The organism is Aneurinibacillus sp. UBA3580, assembly GCF_002375825.1.
In the GTDB taxonomy this organism is placed as follows: Bacteria; Bacillota; Bacilli; order Aneurinibacillales; family Aneurinibacillaceae; genus Aneurinibacillus; species Aneurinibacillus danicus.
This window is the reverse complement of sequence record NZ_DFMZ01000111.1, coordinates 1-21,073: the sequence shown is the minus strand read 5'-3', so window position 1 is coordinate 21,073 and position 21,073 is coordinate 1. Positions and strand designations below refer to the sequence as shown.

15 protein-coding genes and 1 pseudogene are annotated in these 21,073 nt (G+C 47.5%); 2 read left to right on the top strand and 14 right to left on the bottom strand.

The features are described 5' to 3' along the window. The first annotated feature begins 41 nt into the window (after positions 1-41). Positions 42-335, top strand: a complete 294-nt coding sequence (locus B2899_RS15535) for a hypothetical protein (RefSeq protein WP_286886999.1) — start codon at positions 42-44, stop codon at positions 333-335. Between the two features lie 627 nt (positions 336-962). Here B2899_RS15535 and tnpB read toward each other — a convergent pair. The 5 genes and pseudogenes from tnpB to gatC form a co-directional block, all read right to left on the bottom strand. Further along, positions 963-1,838: pseudogene (gene tnpB / locus B2899_RS15530) on the bottom strand (IS200/IS605 family element RNA-guided endonuclease TnpB); the annotation flags it as partial. Between the two features lie 9 nt (positions 1,839-1,847). Then, positions 1,848-2,246: an IS200/IS605 family transposase gene (gene tnpA, locus B2899_RS15525; RefSeq protein WP_286886997.1), complete on the bottom strand. Its 399-nt coding sequence runs from the start codon at positions 2,244-2,246 to the stop codon at positions 1,848-1,850. A 233-nt stretch (positions 2,247-2,479) separates the two neighbouring features. Next, positions 2,480-3,913: an Asp-tRNA(Asn)/Glu-tRNA(Gln) amidotransferase subunit GatB gene (gene gatB / locus B2899_RS15520; protein ID WP_286886994.1), complete on the bottom strand. Its 1,434-nt coding sequence runs from the start codon at positions 3,911-3,913 to the stop codon at positions 2,480-2,482. A gap of 14 nt (positions 3,914-3,927) precedes the next feature. After that, the gene (gene gatA / locus B2899_RS15515; RefSeq protein ID WP_146811145.1) at positions 3,928-5,388 is read right to left on the bottom strand and encodes an Asp-tRNA(Asn)/Glu-tRNA(Gln) amidotransferase subunit GatA; all 1,461 of its coding nucleotides are present in this window, start codon (positions 5,386-5,388) and stop codon (positions 3,928-3,930) included. A gap of 18 nt (positions 5,389-5,406) precedes the next feature. Beyond that, entirely contained in the window at positions 5,407-5,697 is a 291-nt protein-coding gene (gene gatC / locus B2899_RS15510; RefSeq protein ID WP_146811146.1) for an Asp-tRNA(Asn)/Glu-tRNA(Gln) amidotransferase subunit GatC, read from the bottom strand. Positions 5,698-5,981: 284 nt separating this feature from the next. On the opposite strand from gatC, the gene B2899_RS15505 reads away from it, so the two are divergent. Next, a complete protein-coding gene (locus B2899_RS15505) occupies positions 5,982-8,030 on the top strand; it encodes a methyl-accepting chemotaxis protein (RefSeq protein ID WP_286886990.1) in 2,049 nt (682 codons plus the stop codon). A 599-nt stretch (positions 8,031-8,629) separates the two neighbouring features. Here B2899_RS15505 and B2899_RS15500 read toward each other — a convergent pair. From B2899_RS15500 to B2899_RS15460, 9 genes are all read right to left on the bottom strand, one after another. Then, a complete protein-coding gene (locus B2899_RS15500; RefSeq protein WP_286886988.1) occupies positions 8,630-9,994 on the bottom strand; it encodes a purine-cytosine permease family protein in 1,365 nt (454 codons plus the stop codon). Positions 9,995-10,006: 12 nt separating this feature from the next. Then, positions 10,007-11,473 carry an aldehyde dehydrogenase family protein gene (locus B2899_RS15495; RefSeq protein ID WP_286886985.1) on the bottom strand — a complete coding sequence of 489 codons (1,467 nt, stop codon included), beginning with the start codon at positions 11,471-11,473 and terminating at the stop codon, positions 10,007-10,009. 77 nt (positions 11,474-11,550) lie between these two features. Then, the gene (gene speB / locus B2899_RS15490) at positions 11,551-12,531 is read right to left on the bottom strand and encodes an agmatinase (protein WP_286886983.1); all 981 of its coding nucleotides are present in this window, start codon (positions 12,529-12,531) and stop codon (positions 11,551-11,553) included. A 159-nt stretch (positions 12,532-12,690) separates the two neighbouring features. Further along, a complete protein-coding gene (locus tag B2899_RS15485) occupies positions 12,691-14,106 on the bottom strand; it encodes a sigma-54 interaction domain-containing protein (RefSeq protein ID WP_286886982.1) in 1,416 nt (471 codons plus the stop codon). Between the two features lie 206 nt (positions 14,107-14,312). Continuing rightward, a complete protein-coding gene (ligA, locus tag B2899_RS15480; RefSeq protein ID WP_286886980.1) occupies positions 14,313-16,322 on the bottom strand; it encodes an NAD-dependent DNA ligase LigA in 2,010 nt (669 codons plus the stop codon). A 54-nt stretch (positions 16,323-16,376) separates the two neighbouring features. Further along, positions 16,377-18,575: a DNA helicase PcrA gene (pcrA, locus tag B2899_RS15475; RefSeq protein WP_414631788.1), complete on the bottom strand. Its 2,199-nt coding sequence runs from the start codon at positions 18,573-18,575 to the stop codon at positions 16,377-16,379. A 154-nt stretch (positions 18,576-18,729) separates the two neighbouring features. Continuing rightward, entirely contained in the window at positions 18,730-19,434 is a 705-nt protein-coding gene (locus tag B2899_RS15470; protein ID WP_286886976.1) for a heptaprenylglyceryl phosphate synthase, read from the bottom strand. Between the two features lie 81 nt (positions 19,435-19,515). Continuing rightward, on the bottom strand, positions 19,516-19,818 hold the full coding sequence (locus B2899_RS15465; protein WP_146811155.1) for a YerC/YecD family TrpR-related protein: 303 nt from the start codon (positions 19,816-19,818) through the stop codon (positions 19,516-19,518). A 145-nt stretch (positions 19,819-19,963) separates the two neighbouring features. Beyond that, entirely contained in the window at positions 19,964-20,998 is a 1,035-nt protein-coding gene (locus B2899_RS15460; RefSeq protein ID WP_286886973.1) for a DUF3048 domain-containing protein, read from the bottom strand. Positions 20,999-21,073: the final 75 nt, after the last annotated feature.

Genomic DNA, 21,073 nt, shown 5'->3' with positions numbered 1-21,073 from the left:
AACTGAGAAGGATAATAATACTGTCTATTGTTTGCTTTATTTTGATTAGCTGTTCAGGACCTTTAGGCAAGACAAATGATTCTTCTGATGCACCAGGCACTGTCGCTGTATCAAGAGAAAAAGCTGAAAAAACAGCCGTGCAATATTATGGGTTAACCCAAGTTTCAGATATACAGTTAAGACATCTAAAGGAACAAGAAATAAAACTTTTAACAGAAAAGCAAAAGAAATTTACACCAATATATTATGTTATATCAGGAAGCAAAAAGGGAGAAAAGTATCTGGTTTTTATTTCATCTCAAAATGAAGATGATCACTTCATAAGTAAACAATAAATCCTAAACTTGTATCCCGGATTTCTTGGCTAATTTTTAAAGAACGCCAGGAAGTAAATAGTGTTGTAGTTCTTGTGAAAACAAAGTAAGTTCTTCGGGAATTGTGAGATTAATAAAAACCATTATCCTCTACCTCATTATTTAGAGAAAGAATAGTGGTTTTTTGGGTAGAAGGATTTCTTAGTTTGATGGGGATGGGAGCAAACTATTAGCAGCGATTTTTAAGAAAAGAGTCTTGTAAAAATAAAGATAATGCTCCTAAAGGTTAACTAAGACCGGACAGCTACCAGATTTCTTTCTCTGCATCGCTTCTTGCTCCAGCAACAGACCGTACGTATCCGGGAGGCGGTCCCGCAAAAATTGAAGCAGGTTTCGAGCAAAATCAATTTCTTATTTATTAATCTCCTGAATAATAATACCTTCCTCATCATCCAGCGATTACATAATATCTCCCATCCAGTTGCTGATAAATCCTCCCGTAAAATGTCATGTCTTTTTCGTGTCCAACACGGTTTAAGGCCGCAATAAACACACCGTCCGAAACACTATTGGCAGATATTTAAAACAGAAAACTAAACAACACTACACCTCTATAACAGCATAATAACCAGTCTAAGGGGTAAATTATGAAGCATCCGTGATGGACTTGGCTACATTATGATTCTTGACCATGTTCTTCACTTGCAAGTCTTCCGTGCTGATGACTTGGTTTTCGCGAATCAGCTTGGTAGACAGCTTGTGAAGGAAATCATGACGGGCGTTGGTAATCTTCTCGTGAATTTTAGCTACTTTGATGCGTGCTTTGCGCCAATTCGCCCCACCTTTGGTTCGTCGGCTCATGGTTCTCTGGGCTTTCGCTAATTGCTTCTCATACTTTCTGAAATACTTCGGAGCCTTTTCTTTCTCGCCATCAGAAAAAATGGCGAAATCTTTTAAACCGAGGTCGATCCCCACTGCTTTTTCTTGATCTACTGGAACATAGGGACAGTCGTTCATTTCACAAAGGATGGAAACAAAGTATTTTCCAGAGGGATTCCGACGAATGGTAGCAGAAAGAATACGACTTTCGACTTCTCTGGACTTCGCAAACTTTACCCAACCGAGCTTAGGGAGCTTGATCTTATTTCCTATGATACTGACTTCAGGCCATTGGTTTTTCTTTTCAATCTTCGTTGTGTAGGATTGTACAGGGTTCTTCTTACTTTTAAAACGAGGTGCATCATTTTGCTTTTTGAAAAAGCGATCAAAAGCATCGGCTAGATTTCGTAGTGAGGACTGCAAAGCATGGGCATCTCCTTCTTTTAGCCATTCTACCTGTTTTTTCAAGGATGTAAGGAGATTAGCACAAGTGTTGTAGGTGAGTCCCTTCCCCGTTTCTTTGTATGTATCATTCCATTTCGCTAAGAAGTGATTAAAAATAAAGCGACTAGAACCAATGGACTTGTTAATGAGAATGGCTTGCTCTTTGTTTGGATACAGACGAAACTTGAATGCCTTGTGCATTTTTTCACCTCACTTGGTTCCTTGGTTTTCAATGTACTGTTTCACCACATGGATTGGAGCACCGCCTGTAGTGAGCAGGCAGAAACTTCTTGACCAGAAATACTCTTTCCACAACTGCTTTCTCACATGAGGAAACTCTTTTTTGATGATACGAGAACTGGCACTTTTGTAAGCATTGATGAACTTAGAAAGTTCTGTTTTGGGATGTGCTTTGAACAACGCATGAACATGATCTTGATTGTGATTCCATTCTAGCAATGTGATATTGTATTTCTCACCAATATCCATAAACATCTGCTTTGCTTTTTCAGATACAGCCGTGTTGATTACCTTACGACGATACTTAATCACTAGCACGAGATGATAATTCAGACTGAACACCGAATGATTATTACTGTCTAATTTCATGTGAAATCAATCCTTTTAACTATTAAGACTGATTATACAACAAGAAACAAAAAAGGCAAATGTTCAGAACAAATGCCTTTCGGCTAACGCCAAACCGAAATTCACCACCCACTTAGCTGACGCTTGAAGTGGGAGTACTCTTTCGAAAGACTGATAGAATTGCTACTTTCATTTTTTACAACAAAAAGGAGTTGTCCCATAACTGATGGACAACCCTTTCTTTATACTGCAAACTATAGCTTGCTCAGCGCATCGCGCAGCAGTTGGTTCACCACGCCCGGGTTTGCTTTCCCTTTGGACGCTTTCATAACCTGGCCAACCAGAGCTCCGATCGCCTTCTCTTTACCGGCTTTGAAATCCTCCACAGCCTGCGGATTTTTGGCGATGACTTCATCCACCATCTGCTTAATCGCGCCTTCGTCGCTAATCTGGACAAGACCCTTCTCTTCAACAATCTTCTCCGGATCTTTTCCGGACTCCACCATTTCCTTGAAGACTTTCTTGGCAATGCTGTTGCTGATGGTGCCTTTTTCGATCAGCTTAATCATCTGACCCAGGCTTTCCGGTGTCATCTGAATGTCTTTCATTTCTTTTTCGTTGGCGTTTAAATATCCAATTAGATCGCCCATAAGCCAGTTGGCCACCGACTTGGCATCAGCGCCCGTCTGTACGGCAGCATCAAAGAAATCAGAAATGTCTTTGGACATCGTGATAACGCCTGCGTCATATTCCGGCAGACCGAATTCGGACATGTAGCGCTGTCTACGCGCATCCGGCAACTCCGGAATGGTGGCGCGAATTTCTTCCACCCATTCACGGCTGATTTTTAGCTTAATGAGATCCGGATCCGGGAAATAGCGGTAGTCGTGCGCTTCTTCCTTGCCGCGCATCGATACGGTGCGGCCCTTCGCTTCGTCCCAGCGCCGGGTCTCCTGCACCACTTCGCCGCCGTCGCGCAGAATATCGGCCTGACGCACCTCTTCATATTCGAGTCCGCGTTGCACGTTACGGAACGAGTTTACATTTTTTAATTCGGCACGAATACCGTACTCTTTCTGACCTACCGGACGAAGACTAATATTAGCATCACAGCGCAAAGAGCCTTCTTCCATTTTCAGATCAGATATTTCACAATACTGTAAAATCGCTTTTAATTTTTCCAGAAAAATACGCGCTTCTTCCGGGGAACGAAGATCCGGTTCTGATACGATTTCCAGCAAGGGCGTTCCGACACGATTGTAGTCTACCAGAGACGCATATCCGCTTGCCGCATGCATTAGCTTGCCCGCGTCCTCTTCCAACTGGATACGCGTAATACCGATATGTTTTGTCTCACCGTTCACTTCGATATCTACCCGGCCGTTCTTGCCGATGGCTTTGTCAAGCTGGGAAATCTGATATGCTTTTGGCAAATCAGGATAAAAATAATTCTTCCGGTCAAATACGCTTTCTTCCGCAATTTCACAGTTTAGCGCAAGTGCCGCTTTCATTGCATATTCTACCGCTCGCTTATTCAATACGGGCAAAACGCCCGGATGCCCCAAACAAATCGGGCACGTATGCGTATTAGGCGGCGCCCCGAATTCGGTGGAGCAGCCGCAGAAAATTTTCGATTTCGTGGATAGCTCGACGTGAATCTCCAGCCCAATGACGGTTTCGAATTCCATGGTTCCGTACCCCCTTACAGCTCAGGACGAGCCTTGTGATAGTCTGTATTTTGCTCATAGGCATGCGCGACGCGCAGAATCGTGGACTCGTCAAACGCTTTCCCGATAATCTGCAGTCCGATCGGCAGGCCGTTGCTCGCAAAGCCACAAGGCACGCTGATGGCCGGAATGCCGGCCAGGTTCACCGGAATGGTGCAGATGTCTTCTAAATACATCGTCAGCGGGTCATTGACTTTCTCGCCGATCTTGAACGCGGTCGTCGGCGCGGTCGGTCCGATGATCACGTCGTATTTCTTAAATACTTCGTCGAAGTCATGTTTAATCAGCGTACGCACCTGCTGCGCTTTCTTATAATACGCATCATAATAGCCGGAGCTTAGCGCGTACGTTCCCAGCATAATACGGCGCTTTACCTCCGCACCCAGGCCCTGGCTGCGGGTCTCACGGTACATTTCAATCAGATTCTCCGCGTTGTCCGCACGTACACCGTAGCGCACACCGTCATAACGCGCCAGGTTGGAAGACGCTTCAGAAGGTGCAAGAATGTAGTAGGTCGGTACTGCATATTCCGTATGCGGCAGCGTTACTTCTTCGACGACTGCGCCGAGTCCTTCCAGCACTTTCAGCGCCGCGTTTATTTTCTCTTTTACTTCCGGATCGATGCCCTCACCCATCAGCTCTTTCGGTACACCGATACGCATGCCTTTTATGTCACCGTCGAGCGCGGAGATGTAATCCGGAATGTCTACTTCAGCGGACGTAGAATCAAACGGATCATGTGCGGCAATCGCCTGCAGTACATAGGCGGCGTCTTCCACATTCTTCGTGATCGGTCCGATTTGGTCCAGAGAAGACGCGAACGCCACGAGTCCAAAGCGGGACACAAGACCATATGTCGGCTTCAGCCCCACTACGCCACAGTAAGCAGCAGGCTGGCGAATCGATCCGCCTGTATCGGAGCCGAGAGTGAAATAGACCTGTCTGGCCGCCACAGCCGCAGCCGAGCCGCCGCTGGAACCGCCCGGCACATAATCAAGGTTCCAGGGGTTGTATGTATTATGGAAGCCGGAGTTTTCCGTCGAGCCGCCCATGGCGAACTCATCCATATTCAGCTTTCCGATCATGACAGACTGGGCCGCATGCAAACGGTCCATCACGCTGGCGTTGTAGATTGGATTGTAATTGGCCAACAGCTTGCTGGCACATGTAGTGGTTACGTTCCGGGTTACAATGTTGTCTTTGATCCCTGCAGGCAGACCAAACAGCAATCCTTTCTCTTCGCCGCGGGATTGCTGCTCGTCCAATTCTTTGGCGCGGTTGCGCGCATTTTCTTCGTCAAATGAGATAAAGGCTTTTACTTTACCCTCCGTTTGGCTGATGCGCTTAAAAGAAGCGTTTACCAAATCGGATACCGTGATTTCTCCTTTATCGAGTTCGGTATGTAAGTCCGCTAGTTTTTTATCAAATAAAGACACGTGTTCGTCCTCCTTTCTCTATTCCATTACAGCCGGTACTTTGAACTGTCCGTCTTCTTCGTCCGGTGCATTGCGCAGAGCTTCTTCACGATCTGCGGACGGACGCACTTCGTCGTCGCGCATGACGTTATATACGTCAAGCACGTGGCTGGTCGGAGGCACATTGGTCGTATCCAGTTCATTCAGTTTCCCTGCGAATTCAAGAATGCTGTTCAACTGCTCTGTATATTTTACCGCTTCCTCTTCGGTAAGGTTTAAGCGGGCGAGTTTCGCTACATATTCCACCTCATCACGCGAAATTGCGCTCATGGTTCCACCTCCTGATTTTCCTGGCTTTTTCCGCCCTGCTACGCTCTTCTGAGGCGGACAAACCTAGATAAAATCATACCAAAGAAACTATACAGCCGCAACTGAGCCAGTCTCACCTCCTGTCGTTTTCATGAATCGCATTCTATTTTTATAATTTTCAAAACATTAAGCTTTGCTCTAATAAACAATATAAGAGCTGTGAAAATTTACCGATATACATTTATATAAACAAAATAAAAAATGCTAGGCAAAAAGTCTGACAAGAAAGGTGAGCTGTATAAGAAATGAAGTTCCGAAGCATTAAAGCACGTACTCTTGTATCTCTACTTCCCACATTTGTAGTCGTTCTGTTATTTATGACATTGTTTACGTACTTTTACAGTACATCTTTGATGAATCGGCAAATCGAAGATAAGATGAACGAACAGCTACGGGGTCTTAGTTCCGCTATCGAAAAAGATCTAGTAGCCCATAAAAAGATTCCAGAATTGCTCGCCCGCAGCATAGAATTCTCCTCTCCTTCTATTACGAAAGAACAGTACGCGGCCATTCTGAAAAACGCGCTCGGCTCAAATGCCGAAACTTTCGCTGTCGGCGTGTTCTTTGAACCTTACAAGTACCGTTCAGATGTGAAATATTTCTCTTTGTACGCCTTTCGGAAAGACGGGAAAATCGAGGTCACGGAAGAGTTCAGCAATCCGGAATATAATTATCCGAATACGGATTGGTATAAAACAGGCAAAGCTAGCAAACAGCCGACCGTCTATACCGATCCTTATTTCGATTCAATCACCAAGATTTCCATGGTCACTGTCAGCGTACCGTTTTACAGCAGCAGTCATGAATTTCTTGGTATCATTACATGCGACATCGATCTGTCCAGTCTGCAGAAGCTAATCGGACAAACGAAGGTCGGCGAGACGGGCCGGGCATTCCCGCTTGATAGCAAAGGAACCTATCTGGCGGATGCGGACCCGAATAAAATGATGAAGATGAACATTAAAAACGATCCGAATGCTTCGCTTGCCCAGGCTTCCTCCCGTCTGACATCTGAAAAAAGCGGAATGGTTACTTATGCAGGCGAAAAAGGAACGAACCGGATCTATTATCACACCGTTCCGGAGAACGGTTGGATACTTTCGCTGGTCATACCGGAAAGCGAAATGTTCGCTCCTGTTCGCTCCCTGGTCAACGCACTCACTATAGCTGCTGTTCTCTCTATCATTATTGCAGTCGTTATCATTCTGCTGTACAGCCGCTATATTACAAGCAACATTAGGCGCGTCAACGAATTATCGGAAGCGATGTCGGGCGGAGACTTCACACACCATATCGAAGTGAAAACAGCGGACGAATTCGGCCAGATGTTCCGCAATTTCAACTCGATGAATGACACGCTTCGGAACACGATGGGACAAATCGTCTCCCATACTCACCAGGTTGCCTCCACTTCTGAGCAGTTGACCGCGGGTTCCGAGCAAACCAGCAAAGCGGCGGAACAAATTACGGAGTCCATGATGGAGGTCGCCAGCGGTACCGAACAGCAGGCCTCTATCGTCGACGATGCAAGAAACATCGTATCTGATATTACAGACAGCATGGACAAAATAGCCGAAGGTATCCAAAAGGTAAATGAACGATCCATGGTAACTGCGGAGAAAGCAGAAAACGGAAATCGCAATGCCAGAGAAGTAACCGAACAGATGAATCATATTTATCAGCGGGTAGAAGAGCTGGCGGCTGCCGTGCACTCACTCGGAAAAAAATCCGAAGAAATTGACCATATTGTAGCACTTATCACCTCTATCTCCGAGCAAACCAACCTGCTGGCATTGAACGCGGCGATTGAAGCGGCCAGAGCAGGCGAGCACGGCAGAGGCTTCTCGATCGTAGCGGATGAAGTGCGTAAGCTCGCAGAACAATCGGCTCAATCAGCAAGCCAAATCAGCCGCCTAATCGTCGAGATCCAGCAGGAGATGCACAATGCGGTTGAAGTAACGAATGAGACAAACACGGAGGTTAAGCAGGGCATCGTCATGGCGGACAGCGCTTCAAGCTCTTTTGAAGATATACTGCAAGCGGCAGAAGAAGTGTTTGCCCATGTAAAGGACGTGAACCACATCGTAAGACAGATGGATGCGAAAAAGAACAAAATGACGGAGGCAGTAAACCGTATTTCGCAAATTTCCGAACAAACAGCAGGACTGACCCAGGGTGTAGCGGCAGCGGCGGAAGAACAGAACGCTGCGATGGAAGAAATCTCTTCCGCTTCGCATACCCTCACAAAAATGGCAGAGGAATTAAACGATTTAATGAGTAAATTTAAAGTCTAACGCGTCTTCTCGTCCCTTCATATGCATGCACCAGGGAAGTCGTTCCTACGGTAAAAAATATCTATCACTTAGGCGCCGAGCAATCGGCGTCCTTCATTCGATAAATCAATAATTTTCTGTATTTTTGTCCTAAGATACTAATTATTTCTAAACTCTTTTATACTTTAAAATAAATAGGCTGTCAAGATTTCTCGACAGCCTGAAAAGTCTATCCTGCTCCTTTACCCGATCTTCATCGCTACCGCTCTAACAGGTGAACCGTCTGACCCTATAATTCGTAAAGGAAAGGCGCTTATGAGAGGATTCGGGAAATCAATCGCCCCGAAATTAGTCAAATTCTCCGCAATAATTCCATTTACCTCAGCTACTGCATCATGGACGGGAAATTCAGTACCTCCTGTCCGATCTATATTTATTGTATCTATGAAAAACGTACGAATCCCTCTTCTAACGTTGTAGCTACACTAATATTCGGCTCAGGATCTCCGGGATAGATAGGGGTATCATTCGTTAACGGGAGGGATAAATCAACAATTTTATCGATCTTAATCATAATATGGCCTCGCTTTCTGCATGGTATGCATATGAATTAGTGTTTCTTATACTGCTTCCGATTCTTTGTTCTCTTCAGGTACTACAGCCTTTCTTGCAACTTTCATTAGCCCTGCGTAAACCACGCATGTTAACAGGAAGGTTAGTATTGTCGTTCCGGAAATAGGATGTACATAAGAGAAATAATAGGCGAATACAGCCCCAATAATAAAAGAAATGTAAGCAACATAATTAATCCCATTCGAATACCAGTAAAGTTTGTTCTCACCGGAAATAATTTCGGAAGCATCATAATGCTTGCGTTTAAGAATGTAGTAATCTATGAGCATAATCGCAACAACCGGGATAAAAAGACTTCCAATCATCAAGAGGAATCCCTGAAAATTGGTGAGCAGCCAATCCTTAAGCAATGCTCCGAATATACAAATAACACCTAATATTAGCACAATTTTTTTGAAATGATGCTGCTTAAAGATGGCCAAATAAGACATCGTTGCACTATATAAGACCATTGTATTCGTCGATAAAACGGAAATGAAAATAACCAGTGCCGCGGCAAAACCAAAAACAGGGTTGAAATGTCCAATTAAAACAGTTGGATCATACGTCCGTGTAATATGATTCAATACCGAAAACCCGGACACGGTTGCCCCAAGTACCATCGCAATAATGGTTGAGACACTAAACCCGAGATAGGTCCCCACCATACCGACCTTTTCCGTTTTACAATAGCGGTTATGGTCACTTACCATAAGCATCCACGAGAATACGGTTGCAATTACAATATCAAAGGCCGCCGAGACGGTAATAGAAGGATTATCCATTACAGTCATTCTGATTAAATTTCCTACATCAAATGTAATAAACATGTAGCCGAAAACGATTACAACCAAGACCACCATTAAAGACACGATGAATTTTTCCGTTGTCTCTATTACCCGGTGTCCATACATGGCCATCAGAACTACAAGCGCTTCAGTCAGAATCGTAAAGAGATTAATATTGCTATATCCTGTCAAATAGGATATAGCTTCATTAAGGCTCAAAGCCCCCATATATGCCTGAATCCAGCTCCAGCCTATAAGTACAATAGTGTTCACAGCGGTAGGCAGTACCGCCCCGCGCTGCCCGAAGGCTCCGCGGGCCAGTGCCATAGTGGATAAGCCGGTACGCGTTCCGATATTTCCCATAAGGATCAATGGTATTGTTCCAAGGAGTGTTCCAAGTATGATTACAATGAGGGCTGTCGAATACGTCATATCCGGAACGAACAGCATTCCGGTGAATACGGTGGTCACTACAACGTTAGATCCCAGCCAAAGAAAAAAAGTAGAAAATAAGCTCATTGTCCTTTCATTTGCAGAAATCGGGCTCATGCTATCATGACTTATTGTTTCAGTCGAATTTGACATGCTATCCTCTCCCTATGTTGCAGAATACCAACTAACTTTTTGAAGCTGTGAATTCATATTAATATGCTTTGGTTCCGTAAAAGCAGCTAATCCATATGGTCCAAGCTCACGTCCAATGCCACTTTGTTTAAAACCGCCCCATGCCGTTTCTACATGAGGTGTATGGTACCCATTTATCCAGATCGTTCCTGCCTGGACACGGTTAGCCACACGATTTGCCCGCTCTATATCCTGGCTTAAAATACCGGCAGCCAGACCATATTTTGTGCCATTTGCTAAAGCAATCGCCTCTTCTTCATCATGGAAAGATTGAACCGTAATAACAGGGCCGAATATTTCTTCCTGCACGATTCTCATCTCTTGATTCACATCAGTAAATACAGCAGGAGTAATGTAGTACCCATCTTCCCCCTGAATTCGCGTTCCGCCTGTAAACAGCGTTGCTCCCTCTGAAATCCCGATCTGAATGTATTGCTCGATTTTCTTAAGATGGTCTAAGCTGATTACAGGCCCCATCTCTGTGGCTTCCTCCAGCGGTTTTCCAATGCGAATATGAGCAAGTCTATCAGAAAGTCTTTTCAAAAACTCCTGTTCTAGCTCGTTATGAACCAATATCCTGGAAGACGCAACGCATACCTGGCCCTGATTGAAAAATGCTCCAAAGAGTGCCCAGTCTACTGCAATTTCTACGTCTGCATCCTCAAAAATTATCAACGGAGATTTGCCTCCCAATTCAAGCGAGACACGCTTCAATGTTTTTGCGCATTCCTGATAAATTCTTCTTCCTGTTTCAGCTCCACCCGTAAATGAAACTTTATTAACACTTTCGTGACTTACAAGCGGTTGGCCAACCGCCGCCCCATCCCCTAATACAAGGTTAAAGACACCGTCCGGCATTCCTGCCTCTTCAATTAATGCTGCCAGCTTTATAAAGGAAAGAGGAGTAATCTCCGATGGCTTGAATACGATTGTATTCCCTGCTGCCAAAGCAGGCGCCAGCTTCCATATGCCAAGAAGCAGCGGAAAATTCCAGGGAACAATCAGTGCGCATACACCAATTGGCTCTTCGTGTATACGGCTGGTTGTTCCATCTTCCATCTCTTTTTGCCACACATCACGAGACTCTACCAGATTGGCATAATAGCGGATGCAAGTTACACTATCCATAATATCCAGGCGGGATTCGCGAATCGGCTTACCTGTATTCCGGCTTTCTACTTGAGCAAATTCCTCTGCTGAAGCTTCCAATAAATCAGCAAGCTTATAAAGAAGAGCTACACGAAGCTTTGCATTTACAGGCCATTCCGTTGTTTCAAATGCAATTTTCGCTGCCAGTACTGCCTCATGCACCTGCTCCAATGAGGCTTCTGCTACTTCAGCAAGGGCCGATCCGGTAGAGGGATCGATAAGCGTGCGTCTGTTTCCCTTCCCCTCTACCCACTTTCCATTCATATACATTCGAAAATTGTTCTGGGACATGATTTGCGTCTCCTTTATATATAGCAGTGCAAGAAACGACTGCTGCAAAATTGCTGCCCGTTTCTTGCACTCTTTGATTAATTTTTCCCTGCATGGGCCAGTGTTTCTGTTTTTGCTTTCTTCTGAAGTGCTAGATGAGTAATAAATTCAAAGATAACGTTCGATGCTGCATTAGCGGTAATTTGTGCATGGTCAAATGATGGCAGCACTTCAACCAGATCAAATGCGACAAAATTCAATCCTTCTAAGCCGCGAAGCAACTGCAGCGCCTCTGTTGTCGTTGCTCCGGCAACTTCCGGTGTTCCTGTTCCCGGTGCGTATGCAGGATCAATAAAATCAATATCAAATGATAGGAATAGCGGACCGTCTCCCGTGCGCTGACGAATACGCTCGATAACTGCCGGGATTCCCATCTCCTGCACTTCATGCATTTCTACGACGTCAAAGCCCATCTCGCGCGCATCATCCAAATCTTCCGGCGCATACAGCCCTCCACGCATGCCTACCTGGATGCTGCGGCTTGTATCCAGCAGTCCTTCTTCATATGCCCGGCGGAACGGCGTGCCGTGGTTGTATTTCTGTCCAAAATACGTATCCCATGTATCGCTGTGCGCATCGAAATGAACGAGTCCGACAGGGCCGTACTTTTTGGCAACCGCACGCAACTCGGGAAGCGTAATGGAATGATCGCCCCCGATCGTAATCGGCACGACACCTTTTTCCAGAATCGGAAGTAATCCTTCTTCAATTTTTTTGTATGACTCTTCAATATAGCCGGGCACAACAGGGAGATCCCCATAATCTACCCCGGATAAGTAATCAAACACGTTAATTTTTCTGACCGGATTGTACGGGCGGAGCAAAATCGAGAAATCGCGTACCGCTCCCGGACCGAACCGTGCTCCGACACGGAAAGAAGCCGCGGTATCAAACGGGGCTCCCACAATAACGAAGTCGACATCTTCTGTCGTTTGAATATGAGGCAGGCGCATAAATGTACGCACGCCGCAAAAACGCGGAGATTCAAATGAGTCTGCCGGTTGATATTTTTTTGCCATGGTGTATCCCCTCCAACTTTCCTATTGATGTGTATCTCTTCTCGTTACATAGAAACTTGCAAAAGCCGTGCCAGTTTATATAAACCTTTATATATTAAAGCTTCCGGCTTTTAGGGAGGAGCTACTCTACTCTTTATTATTCATTTTTGAATCAACAGCTCACTCCGATTGCTCGTCTACCTCCCGGCCGCGATATTTCTGCAGGCGCCGCACGACCGAAGGCTGGCTGATGCCAAGGCGGACCGCCATTTCGTGCGTTGTTCTGCATTCCTCATACGCCTGCATGATTACCCTTCTCTCTACTTCTTCCAGAATATCTTTCAGCTTGCGGGAGCCGACAGCGATCGGCACTTCTGCTACTTCCGCCTCTGTCCGCATCGTTTCGGGCAGATGGGCAGCCGATATAACTTCTTCGTCCGTCGTTACGACAAGGCGCTCCATTACGTTTTCTACTTCTCGCACATTTCCCGGCCATTTGTAATTGAGCAGTAAGTGAACCGCCGATTCATCCAACCGCTTTTTCAATCCATAGGCTTCGGCGAATTTCTCAAGGAAAATGCGAATGAGCGGCAGTATATCCTGGGGTCTTTCCCGCAGGGGAGCGATTTCGATAGGCACAACATTCAGCCGAAAATACAGATCTTTGCGGAATTTACCTTCTTTTACCATTCGTTCAAGGTTCTGATTGGTAGCTGCGATTAGCCGGAAATCGACTTTCTTCGGGCGTGTGCCGCCGACCGGTGTAATTTGTTTTTCTTGGATGACTTTGAGCAGCTTCGCCTGAAGGGCCAGCGGCATTTCTCCGATTTCGTCGAGGAACAGTGTACCTTTATCCGCGAGTTCAATAATACCGGGCTTGCCGCCTTTGCTTGCTCCCGTAAAAGAGCCGGATGTATAGCCGAACAACTCCGATTCCAGCAAACCTTCAGGAATGGCGCCGCAGTTCACTTCGATGAAAGGTTGGGATTTGCGTGCGCTTTTTCTATGAATCGCTTTAGCGATGACATTCTTTCCTACGCCGGATTCCCCGAGCAGCAGGACCGTAGTATCCACCTTGGCTACACGCTGCACCATCGTAATGACCCGCTTCATCTGCGGGCTTTCCGCAACAACGCCCGGAATGCGTGTTTCCTTCTCGCGCAGTTCTTCAAGCTCGCTCTCATACCGTTTGACCTGTTCCGCCAGCTCCTCGAAATTTTTCTTCAGGGACATGATCTCGGTCATATCGTGCGAATAGCTTACCACCCGCGCAAGTCTGCCCTGTTCGTCGAATACCGGGTATCCGGTCGCCATAACGACTTTATCTGTCTTCGTATGCTGGATAACCTGCTCTTTCACTTTCGTTTCCAGCACCTTCAGCGTTACAGAAGGCGAAAATACACCTGCTTCTTCTAATTCCTGTGAGCTTTTTCCATACAATTCTTCCGGCTCAATTCCGTAGATCTCACGACAGTTGCTGCTAACCCGCAAAACCCGCCCTGCTCCATCTGCAATTACAATATTGTCCGTCGATGTCTCAATGATTGCATTCAGTTCCATCAAAACGTCTGATACATTTTCCTGCTGGTCCTGCATAAACCGGCTCCTCCTTACAAACGGAATACAAAATGTATTGTTCCATCCATTATACACAGAAATGCCCTTGACCTACCTTCCATCCCCCAACTGTCCCGGCAAATCAAGAAAATGAATTTTCTTGATTTTTTATTCATATTTGAATTTGTTTTGATTCAAAAACGAATAAAACTCTGCCCGTTCTATTTCAGGCAGAGTTTTATTCGTTATTTGTTCACCCATTCAAGAAACGTTTTTTCATCAATAACCTGAATGCCCAGCTCGTTCGCTTTCGTCAGCTTTGAGCCTGCCGCCTCTCCGGCGACGACAAGGTCGGTTTTCTTGCTGACGCTGCCGGACACTTTTCCTCCCCGTACTTCAATCATTTGCTGGGCTTCTTTACGTGTTACATTTTCCAGCGTACCTGTCAGCACAACTGTCTTGCCCGAGAATGGCGAATCGGTCTTTACATCTTCCGTCCGCAGGCCTTTATACTCCATATTAACGCCGGCTTCGCGCAGACGGTTTATCGTCTCCGTTACTTCCGGCTTTTCGAAATATTTCACAACACTTTCGGCGATCTTCGTGCCGATTTCATGAATGGACACAATCTCTTCTTCCGTTCCCTTCTGCAGCGCCTCCATCGTACCGAAATGCTGCGCCAGCAGACGGGCCGCTTTCTCGCCCACAAAGCGAATACCAAGCCCGAAGAGAAGACGTTCCAGAGAATTGCTTTTGCTCGCCTCGATCGCCTTTAACATGTTATCGACTGATTTCTCTCCCATACGTTCCAGCTGAAGCAGTTCTTCCCGCTGCAAGTAATAGAGATCAGCCACACTGCGGATCATCTCATGCTCATACAGCTGGGTTACGACCTTCTCGCCTACTCCGTCAATATTCATGGCGTTGCGGGAAACGAAATGAATAATTCCTTCCCGAATCTGCGCCGGACACTGCGGATTAATACAGCGCAACGCTACCTCTTCTTCCAGGTGCACAAGTTCGCTCTCGCAAGCCGGGCAATGGGTCGGCATATGATACGGCTTTTCCTCTCCGGTACGCATGTCCGCCTTTACCGCTACGATCTCCGGGATAATATCTCCGGCTTTCTTGACTACGACATGATCGCCTATCATAATGCCTTTCTCGCGGATGATGTCTCCATTGTGCAGTGACGCCCGCTGTACGGTCGTTCCGGCCAGGCTAACCGGGTCAAGAATCGCGGTCGGCGTGATGGCGCCTGTACGTCCTACAGTAATTTCGATATCACGCAGAACCGTTACCACCTCTTCCGCCGGAAATTTGAATGCGATGGCCCAGCGCGGACTTTTCGCGGTGTATCCCAGCTCTTCCTGATACGAAAGGCGATCCACCTTCACTACCATGCCGTCGATATCATATGCAAGCTCGCTTCGTCTTTCCCGCCATCCTTCGACCATAGCAATCACTTCGTCAATCCCTTCGCATATGCGGCGTTCCGGATTCACCTTAAAGCCAAGCTCTTCAAGCATGTCCAGTGCCCCGCTATGCGTATCGACGGGGAGTATGTCTTCGCCGACTATGGAATACAGGAAAATATCAAGGGAACGCGACGCCGCGATTTTCGGATCAAGCTGACGCAGCGACCCGGCTGCCGCGTTGCGCGGATTGGCAAATAGGGGCTCCTCGCGCTCCAGTCGCTCCTTGTTCAGCCGCTCAAACGCCCTGCGCGGCATAAAAGCTTCGCCTCGAACTTCCAGGGTCAGAGGCTTCTTTAATTTAACCGGAAGCGAACGGATCGTACGCAAATTCTGGGTAATGTCCTCCCCGATACGTCCGTCGCCCCGCGTCGCTCCGCGCGTGAAACGCCCGTTTTCATAACGCAACGAGACGGCCAACCCGTCAATTTTCAATTCGCATACGTAGCGGACAGGTCCCTCTACGCCCAGCCCCTGTCGGACACGGCGGTCAAAGTCACGCAGATCCTGTTCGTCAAACGCATTACCCAGACTAAGCATCGGAGTGGTGTGCTCGACTTTCTCAAAAAATTCGAGCGGGGTTCCCCCGACCCGCTGGGTTGGGGAATCCGGCGTCAGCAATTCCGGGAATTCTCCTTCCAGACGAATCAGCTCCTGCATAAGCTTATCGTATTCATAATCAGAGATTTGCGGGTCATCTTTTACATAGTACAGGTAGTTATGCTGCTCGATCATGTCGCGCAGCTCTTCTACCCGCTGAACAGCCTCGTTTTGATCCATCCTATCTCCCTCGCTTAACCCTAGTTAATTTAGAAAGAGATTCTCCTCTTTGCTTTATAATTTTTTGATTGGAGCAAATTTAGCCAGGAGCTTTTTCAGACCCGTAGGGTTCGGGAAGGCGATAGTCAGCTCTAAATCCTGGCCGCTTCCTTTTATCGATACCACTGTGCCGATACCCCACTTGCCGTGCTCCGCTTTATCGCCTGCTTTCCAATCAAGCGCCTCCGCGCCGCCTTCTGCCTTTACAGCCGAAGCGCCGCCCATCGTTTGCGTGCTGCGCATCGGGACAACGCCGGCACGCTGTTGCGGCTGTGCTGCTCGGCTGTCCACGCGCCCGTTGCGAGCCGCAAGCCGCTGCTGTACTATGCCTTCCGGCTGAATTAGATGTTCCGGAATCTCCTCGATAAAGCGGGACGGTGCGTTCATCTTCGTCTGTCCGTATAAGGTTCGCATCAGCGCCCGTGTCAGGAATAGCTCTTCCTCAGCACGTGTAATGCCTACGTAGGCAAGACGTCGTTCCTCTTCCATCTCCACTTCTTCGAGAAGCGCCCGGGAATGCGGGAAGATTCCTTCTTCCATTCCTACCAGAAACACCACCGGGAATTCCAGCCCTTTGGCACTGTGCAATGTCATCATGACAACCGCATTTCCCCGGTCCTCTTCCGTCTCGTCCAGCTTGTCGATGTCCGCCACCAGCGCAAGATCGGTTAGAAATGCTACCAGTGTCTTGTCCTCGTTCGTGCGCTCGAACTCCATGGTAACAGACAGAAATTCTTCGATATTCTCGATGCGGCTGCGCGCTTCCAGCGTTCCTTCCCGGCGCAGCTCTTCGCGGTATTCCGTACGCGTAAGCACCTCTTCCGCAAGCTCCGTCACACCCAGATATTCCTGCATGCCCTCCAATTCGGCAATTAGATGGGCAAATTTCACTACAGCGTCGCTAAGCCGTGCACTTAGGCCAATTTGGTCCACTTCTTGAATCGCCTTATACATGGAGATGCCCTGCCGGGCCGCATACGCCGCAATTTTCTCCACCGTACCCGCGCCAATGCCTCGCTTCGGCACATTAATAATCCGCGTCAAGCTCAAGTCATCGTCCGGATTGGAGATGAGCCGCAGATATGCCAGCATGTCCTTAATTTCTTTGCGGTCATAGAACTTTGTTCCGCCGACGATATTATACGGAATGCCCGATTTAACGAACACTTCCTCGATCACACGGGACTGCGCATTCGTACGGTACAGAATGGCGACATCACGGTATTCGCGGCCGCGGTCTACCGCTTTCTGTATCTCGTCGACGATATAGTACGCTTCCGAGTGCTCGCTGTCGGCCGTGTAGTAGCGAATCATGGCACCTTCGTCATTTTCCGTCCACAAATTTTTCGGCTTGCGTCCTATGTTGTTGCTGATGACCTTATTGGCCGCTTCGAGAATTCTCTTGGTAGAGCGGTAGTTCTGTTCCAACAGAATGGTCCGCGCGTTCGGATAGTCTTTCTCGAAATTCAAAATGTTGGTAATGTCCGCACCACGCCAACGGTAGATCGACTGGTCGGAGTCACCGACCACACAAATATTTTTATAGCCCGCCGCAAGCATCTTTACAAGCATATACTGGGCACGGTTTGTATCCTGGTACTCGTCAACATGTACATACCGGAATTTCTTCTGATAGAATTCGAGTACTTCCGGTACTTCTTCAAATAACTGAATCGTCTTCATAATCAAATCATCAAAATCCAGCGAGTTGTTGCTTTTCAGCTTTTTCTGGTACAGGCTGTAAACCTGCTGGGCGATTTGTTCGACCGGGCCTGCCACCATGCCGCCGTACTGTTCCGGCGTTTTCAACTCGTTTTTCGCGCTGCTGATGAGTCCAAGCACGGCACGCGGATCGTATTTCTTCGGGTCGATATTCATCTCCTTCTGACATTGCTTGATAACGGATACTTGGTCGCTCGAATCCAGAATCGTGAAATTGCGATTATAGCCGATTCGATCGATGTCACGCCGCAAAATACGCACACACATGGAGTGAAACGTCGAAATCCAGATGTCTTCGGCGTCCGGTCCCGCAATTGCCGAAATCCGATCTTTCATCTCACGCGCAGCTTTGTTCGTAAAAGTAATCGCCAGAATGCTCCATGGCGCCACGTTTTTTTCTCTCAATAAATACGCGATGCGCTGGGTCAGCACACGCGTCTTTCCGCTTCCTGCACCGGCCAGGAGCAAGAGCGGTCCGTCCGTCGCAAGCACGGCTTCTCTCTGCTGCGGATTCAGTCCCTGCAGAGCATCTTCACTATTTATAAACAAGGCGGATAACTCCTTTCCATGCAAACGTTACCCTGTCATTATAGCAAACATTCATTCCTCTTTGTCCGGCGATTTCCCTGTGAATTAAAAGGCTTCGTCATTTTTTCGTAGACTTGACCGCATCTACTGTGGCCAGCGCCTGCGCCAGCTCTTCGTATACGACATTGCCAACTACCACGGTATCTGCCCAGCGCGCTATTTCAACCGCCTGTTCCCGGTTGCGAATGCCGCCTCCGTAAAAGATCCGGCTGTTATGCACTACTTTTCCCGCCGCCTGTACGAGCTTCGGATCACCGTATGTGCCGCTGTATTCGATATAAAAAATCGGCAGCTTCAGCATTTGGTCCGCAAGGCGTGCGTAAGCCTTTATCTCCTCTTCGCTGACGGGAGTCCGGCTCTCTGTCAGCCGTCCTACAGCCGAATCCCCGTTGCCGACCACATATCCTTCGACAAACACTTCATCCCATTTAATAAATGGACCGTACTCTTCCAACCCTTTTACATGTGCATTGAAAATCCAGTCGGGATTTTGCGCATTCAATACGAGCGGAATAAAATAGGCGTCAAAACCCGGTACGATAGCATCCACGTTTGAAATCTCCAATACACAGGGGACGGCGTACCTGCGGACCCGGCTCAGCAAATCAATCGTATTGTCAAACGTAATGTTGGTTGTACCTCCGACGATAATGGCGTCTGTTCCAGATTCACATACTGCTTCCAACGCTGCGTCTTCTATCGCTTTATCCGGATCCAGCTTAAAGACGTGCCGCCATTTTTCCATGTCCATTTCCAACTTCATAACCTCCTGCTTCTAGCTTTTACCGAAAAATAAAACACCTGTCTTCCAGTCTTGCCTGAAAAACAGGTGCCTATCTCTCTCTTATGCTTTTTTCTTACCGCTTAACCTGTCCAGCGCGGCCATGTATCCGCCGTTGCCGTAGTTCAGGCAGCGCTTCACGCGCGAGATGGTCGCCGTGCTGGCGCCGGTTTCCTCTTCGATCTGGCTGTATGTCTGCTTGTCACGCAGCATGCGCGCCACTTCCAGGCGCTGTGCCATCGATTTCATCTCATTGACCGTACACAGGTCATCAAAGAATAAATAGCAATCTTCTATCGATTCCAATAAGAGAATCGCTTCGAATAGCTGTTCGAGCTCTTTGCCTTTAATCTTATCTAATTGCACCGACTTTCCCTCCGTTCCCGGCACACTTACTCTTTAAGCAAGTACTGCTTTACATTGCTTAAGAAGTAAAGCATAGGCTATTTTTATAATATGAAATTTACCGCGGTTTGACAAGGAAAACGTTTTTCGATAAGGCAAGCATTTACTATTCAAACGTGAGATGATCCGCAAGTGTAGGGGTTGTCGGCACGACGTTTACCCAGGTTGTTCCCGGATACAGCGGCATCTCTACGCCGTTCTGATAAGCGCGGATGGCTCCGTCTTTTCGTTCCCACGTAATCTTAAGGGCTTGTCCGCGCTGAAACAGATAGCCTTCGCCCGGCCCCATTGTATCGATTTCCAAGCGACCTTCGCTATCAAGCGTGCGATGCTGCGACGCGATAACCAGCACATTGGTCGCTGTCAGCTGTTTGCCGGTTTCTTTATCCATATGGGGTTTGCCTGCAGTAAAGCGCTTGTACTGCTTCGTATCCGGGTCATACTCATACCCGGCCGTGTTCCGCTTTGAATATTGAATCTTTATTTTTGTTCCCGGCTCCCCCTGTACACTATCGCTTTCTTTCCTGAATCGGAACACCGGCACCTCTCCGCCCAGCCTATATCCTTTTTCTTCCGCGCCTTTGCGCAGCTTTTCAATACTTGTATACAAATTATGGGGTGCTTTGCGTGATTTATCACGCCAGTATGCTTTCGGATATGCGTAAATCTCGTCCATATCCGCATACCCCCCGTCTCGAATGATGCTTAGCGCCGCGACACTGCCCCCGGCATGCGAAAGAATAGCATCAAAACCCTGACCGATTTCGATATTATAAGGACGAATGCTGCGTACGGGTCCGACCACTTCAGGAGACTTGCTCTGATAAAATGCCATAAAGCGCGTAATCAATCCTTCTTCAAGCATTTCATATACAACGTCTGCCTGATCCAGTCCGGACTGGGGCCTTGCTTTAGAGTGATTGTTAATCATCACCATCACCACCCGGTCCGTAATTTCAGCATCCACAGGCAGTCCGGTCAGCGGCGCGACAATCACCGGAGCCTGATTCTGCGTTTTCTGTACCGGCGCAGCCTCCTGCACCGGCTTAGCCGCCGGATCTACCGCTTGCTTGCCGCATCCTGCGCTCGTTACGGCGAGTGCCGTCATAAGCAGAAGTGCGGCTGTTTTCTTGTATGCCATGCTTCTCCCTCTTTCTTGTAATCTTGTATTTCACAATGCATAAGAAAAACTCGCGGGCGTTGCCGGTCTTTCCCT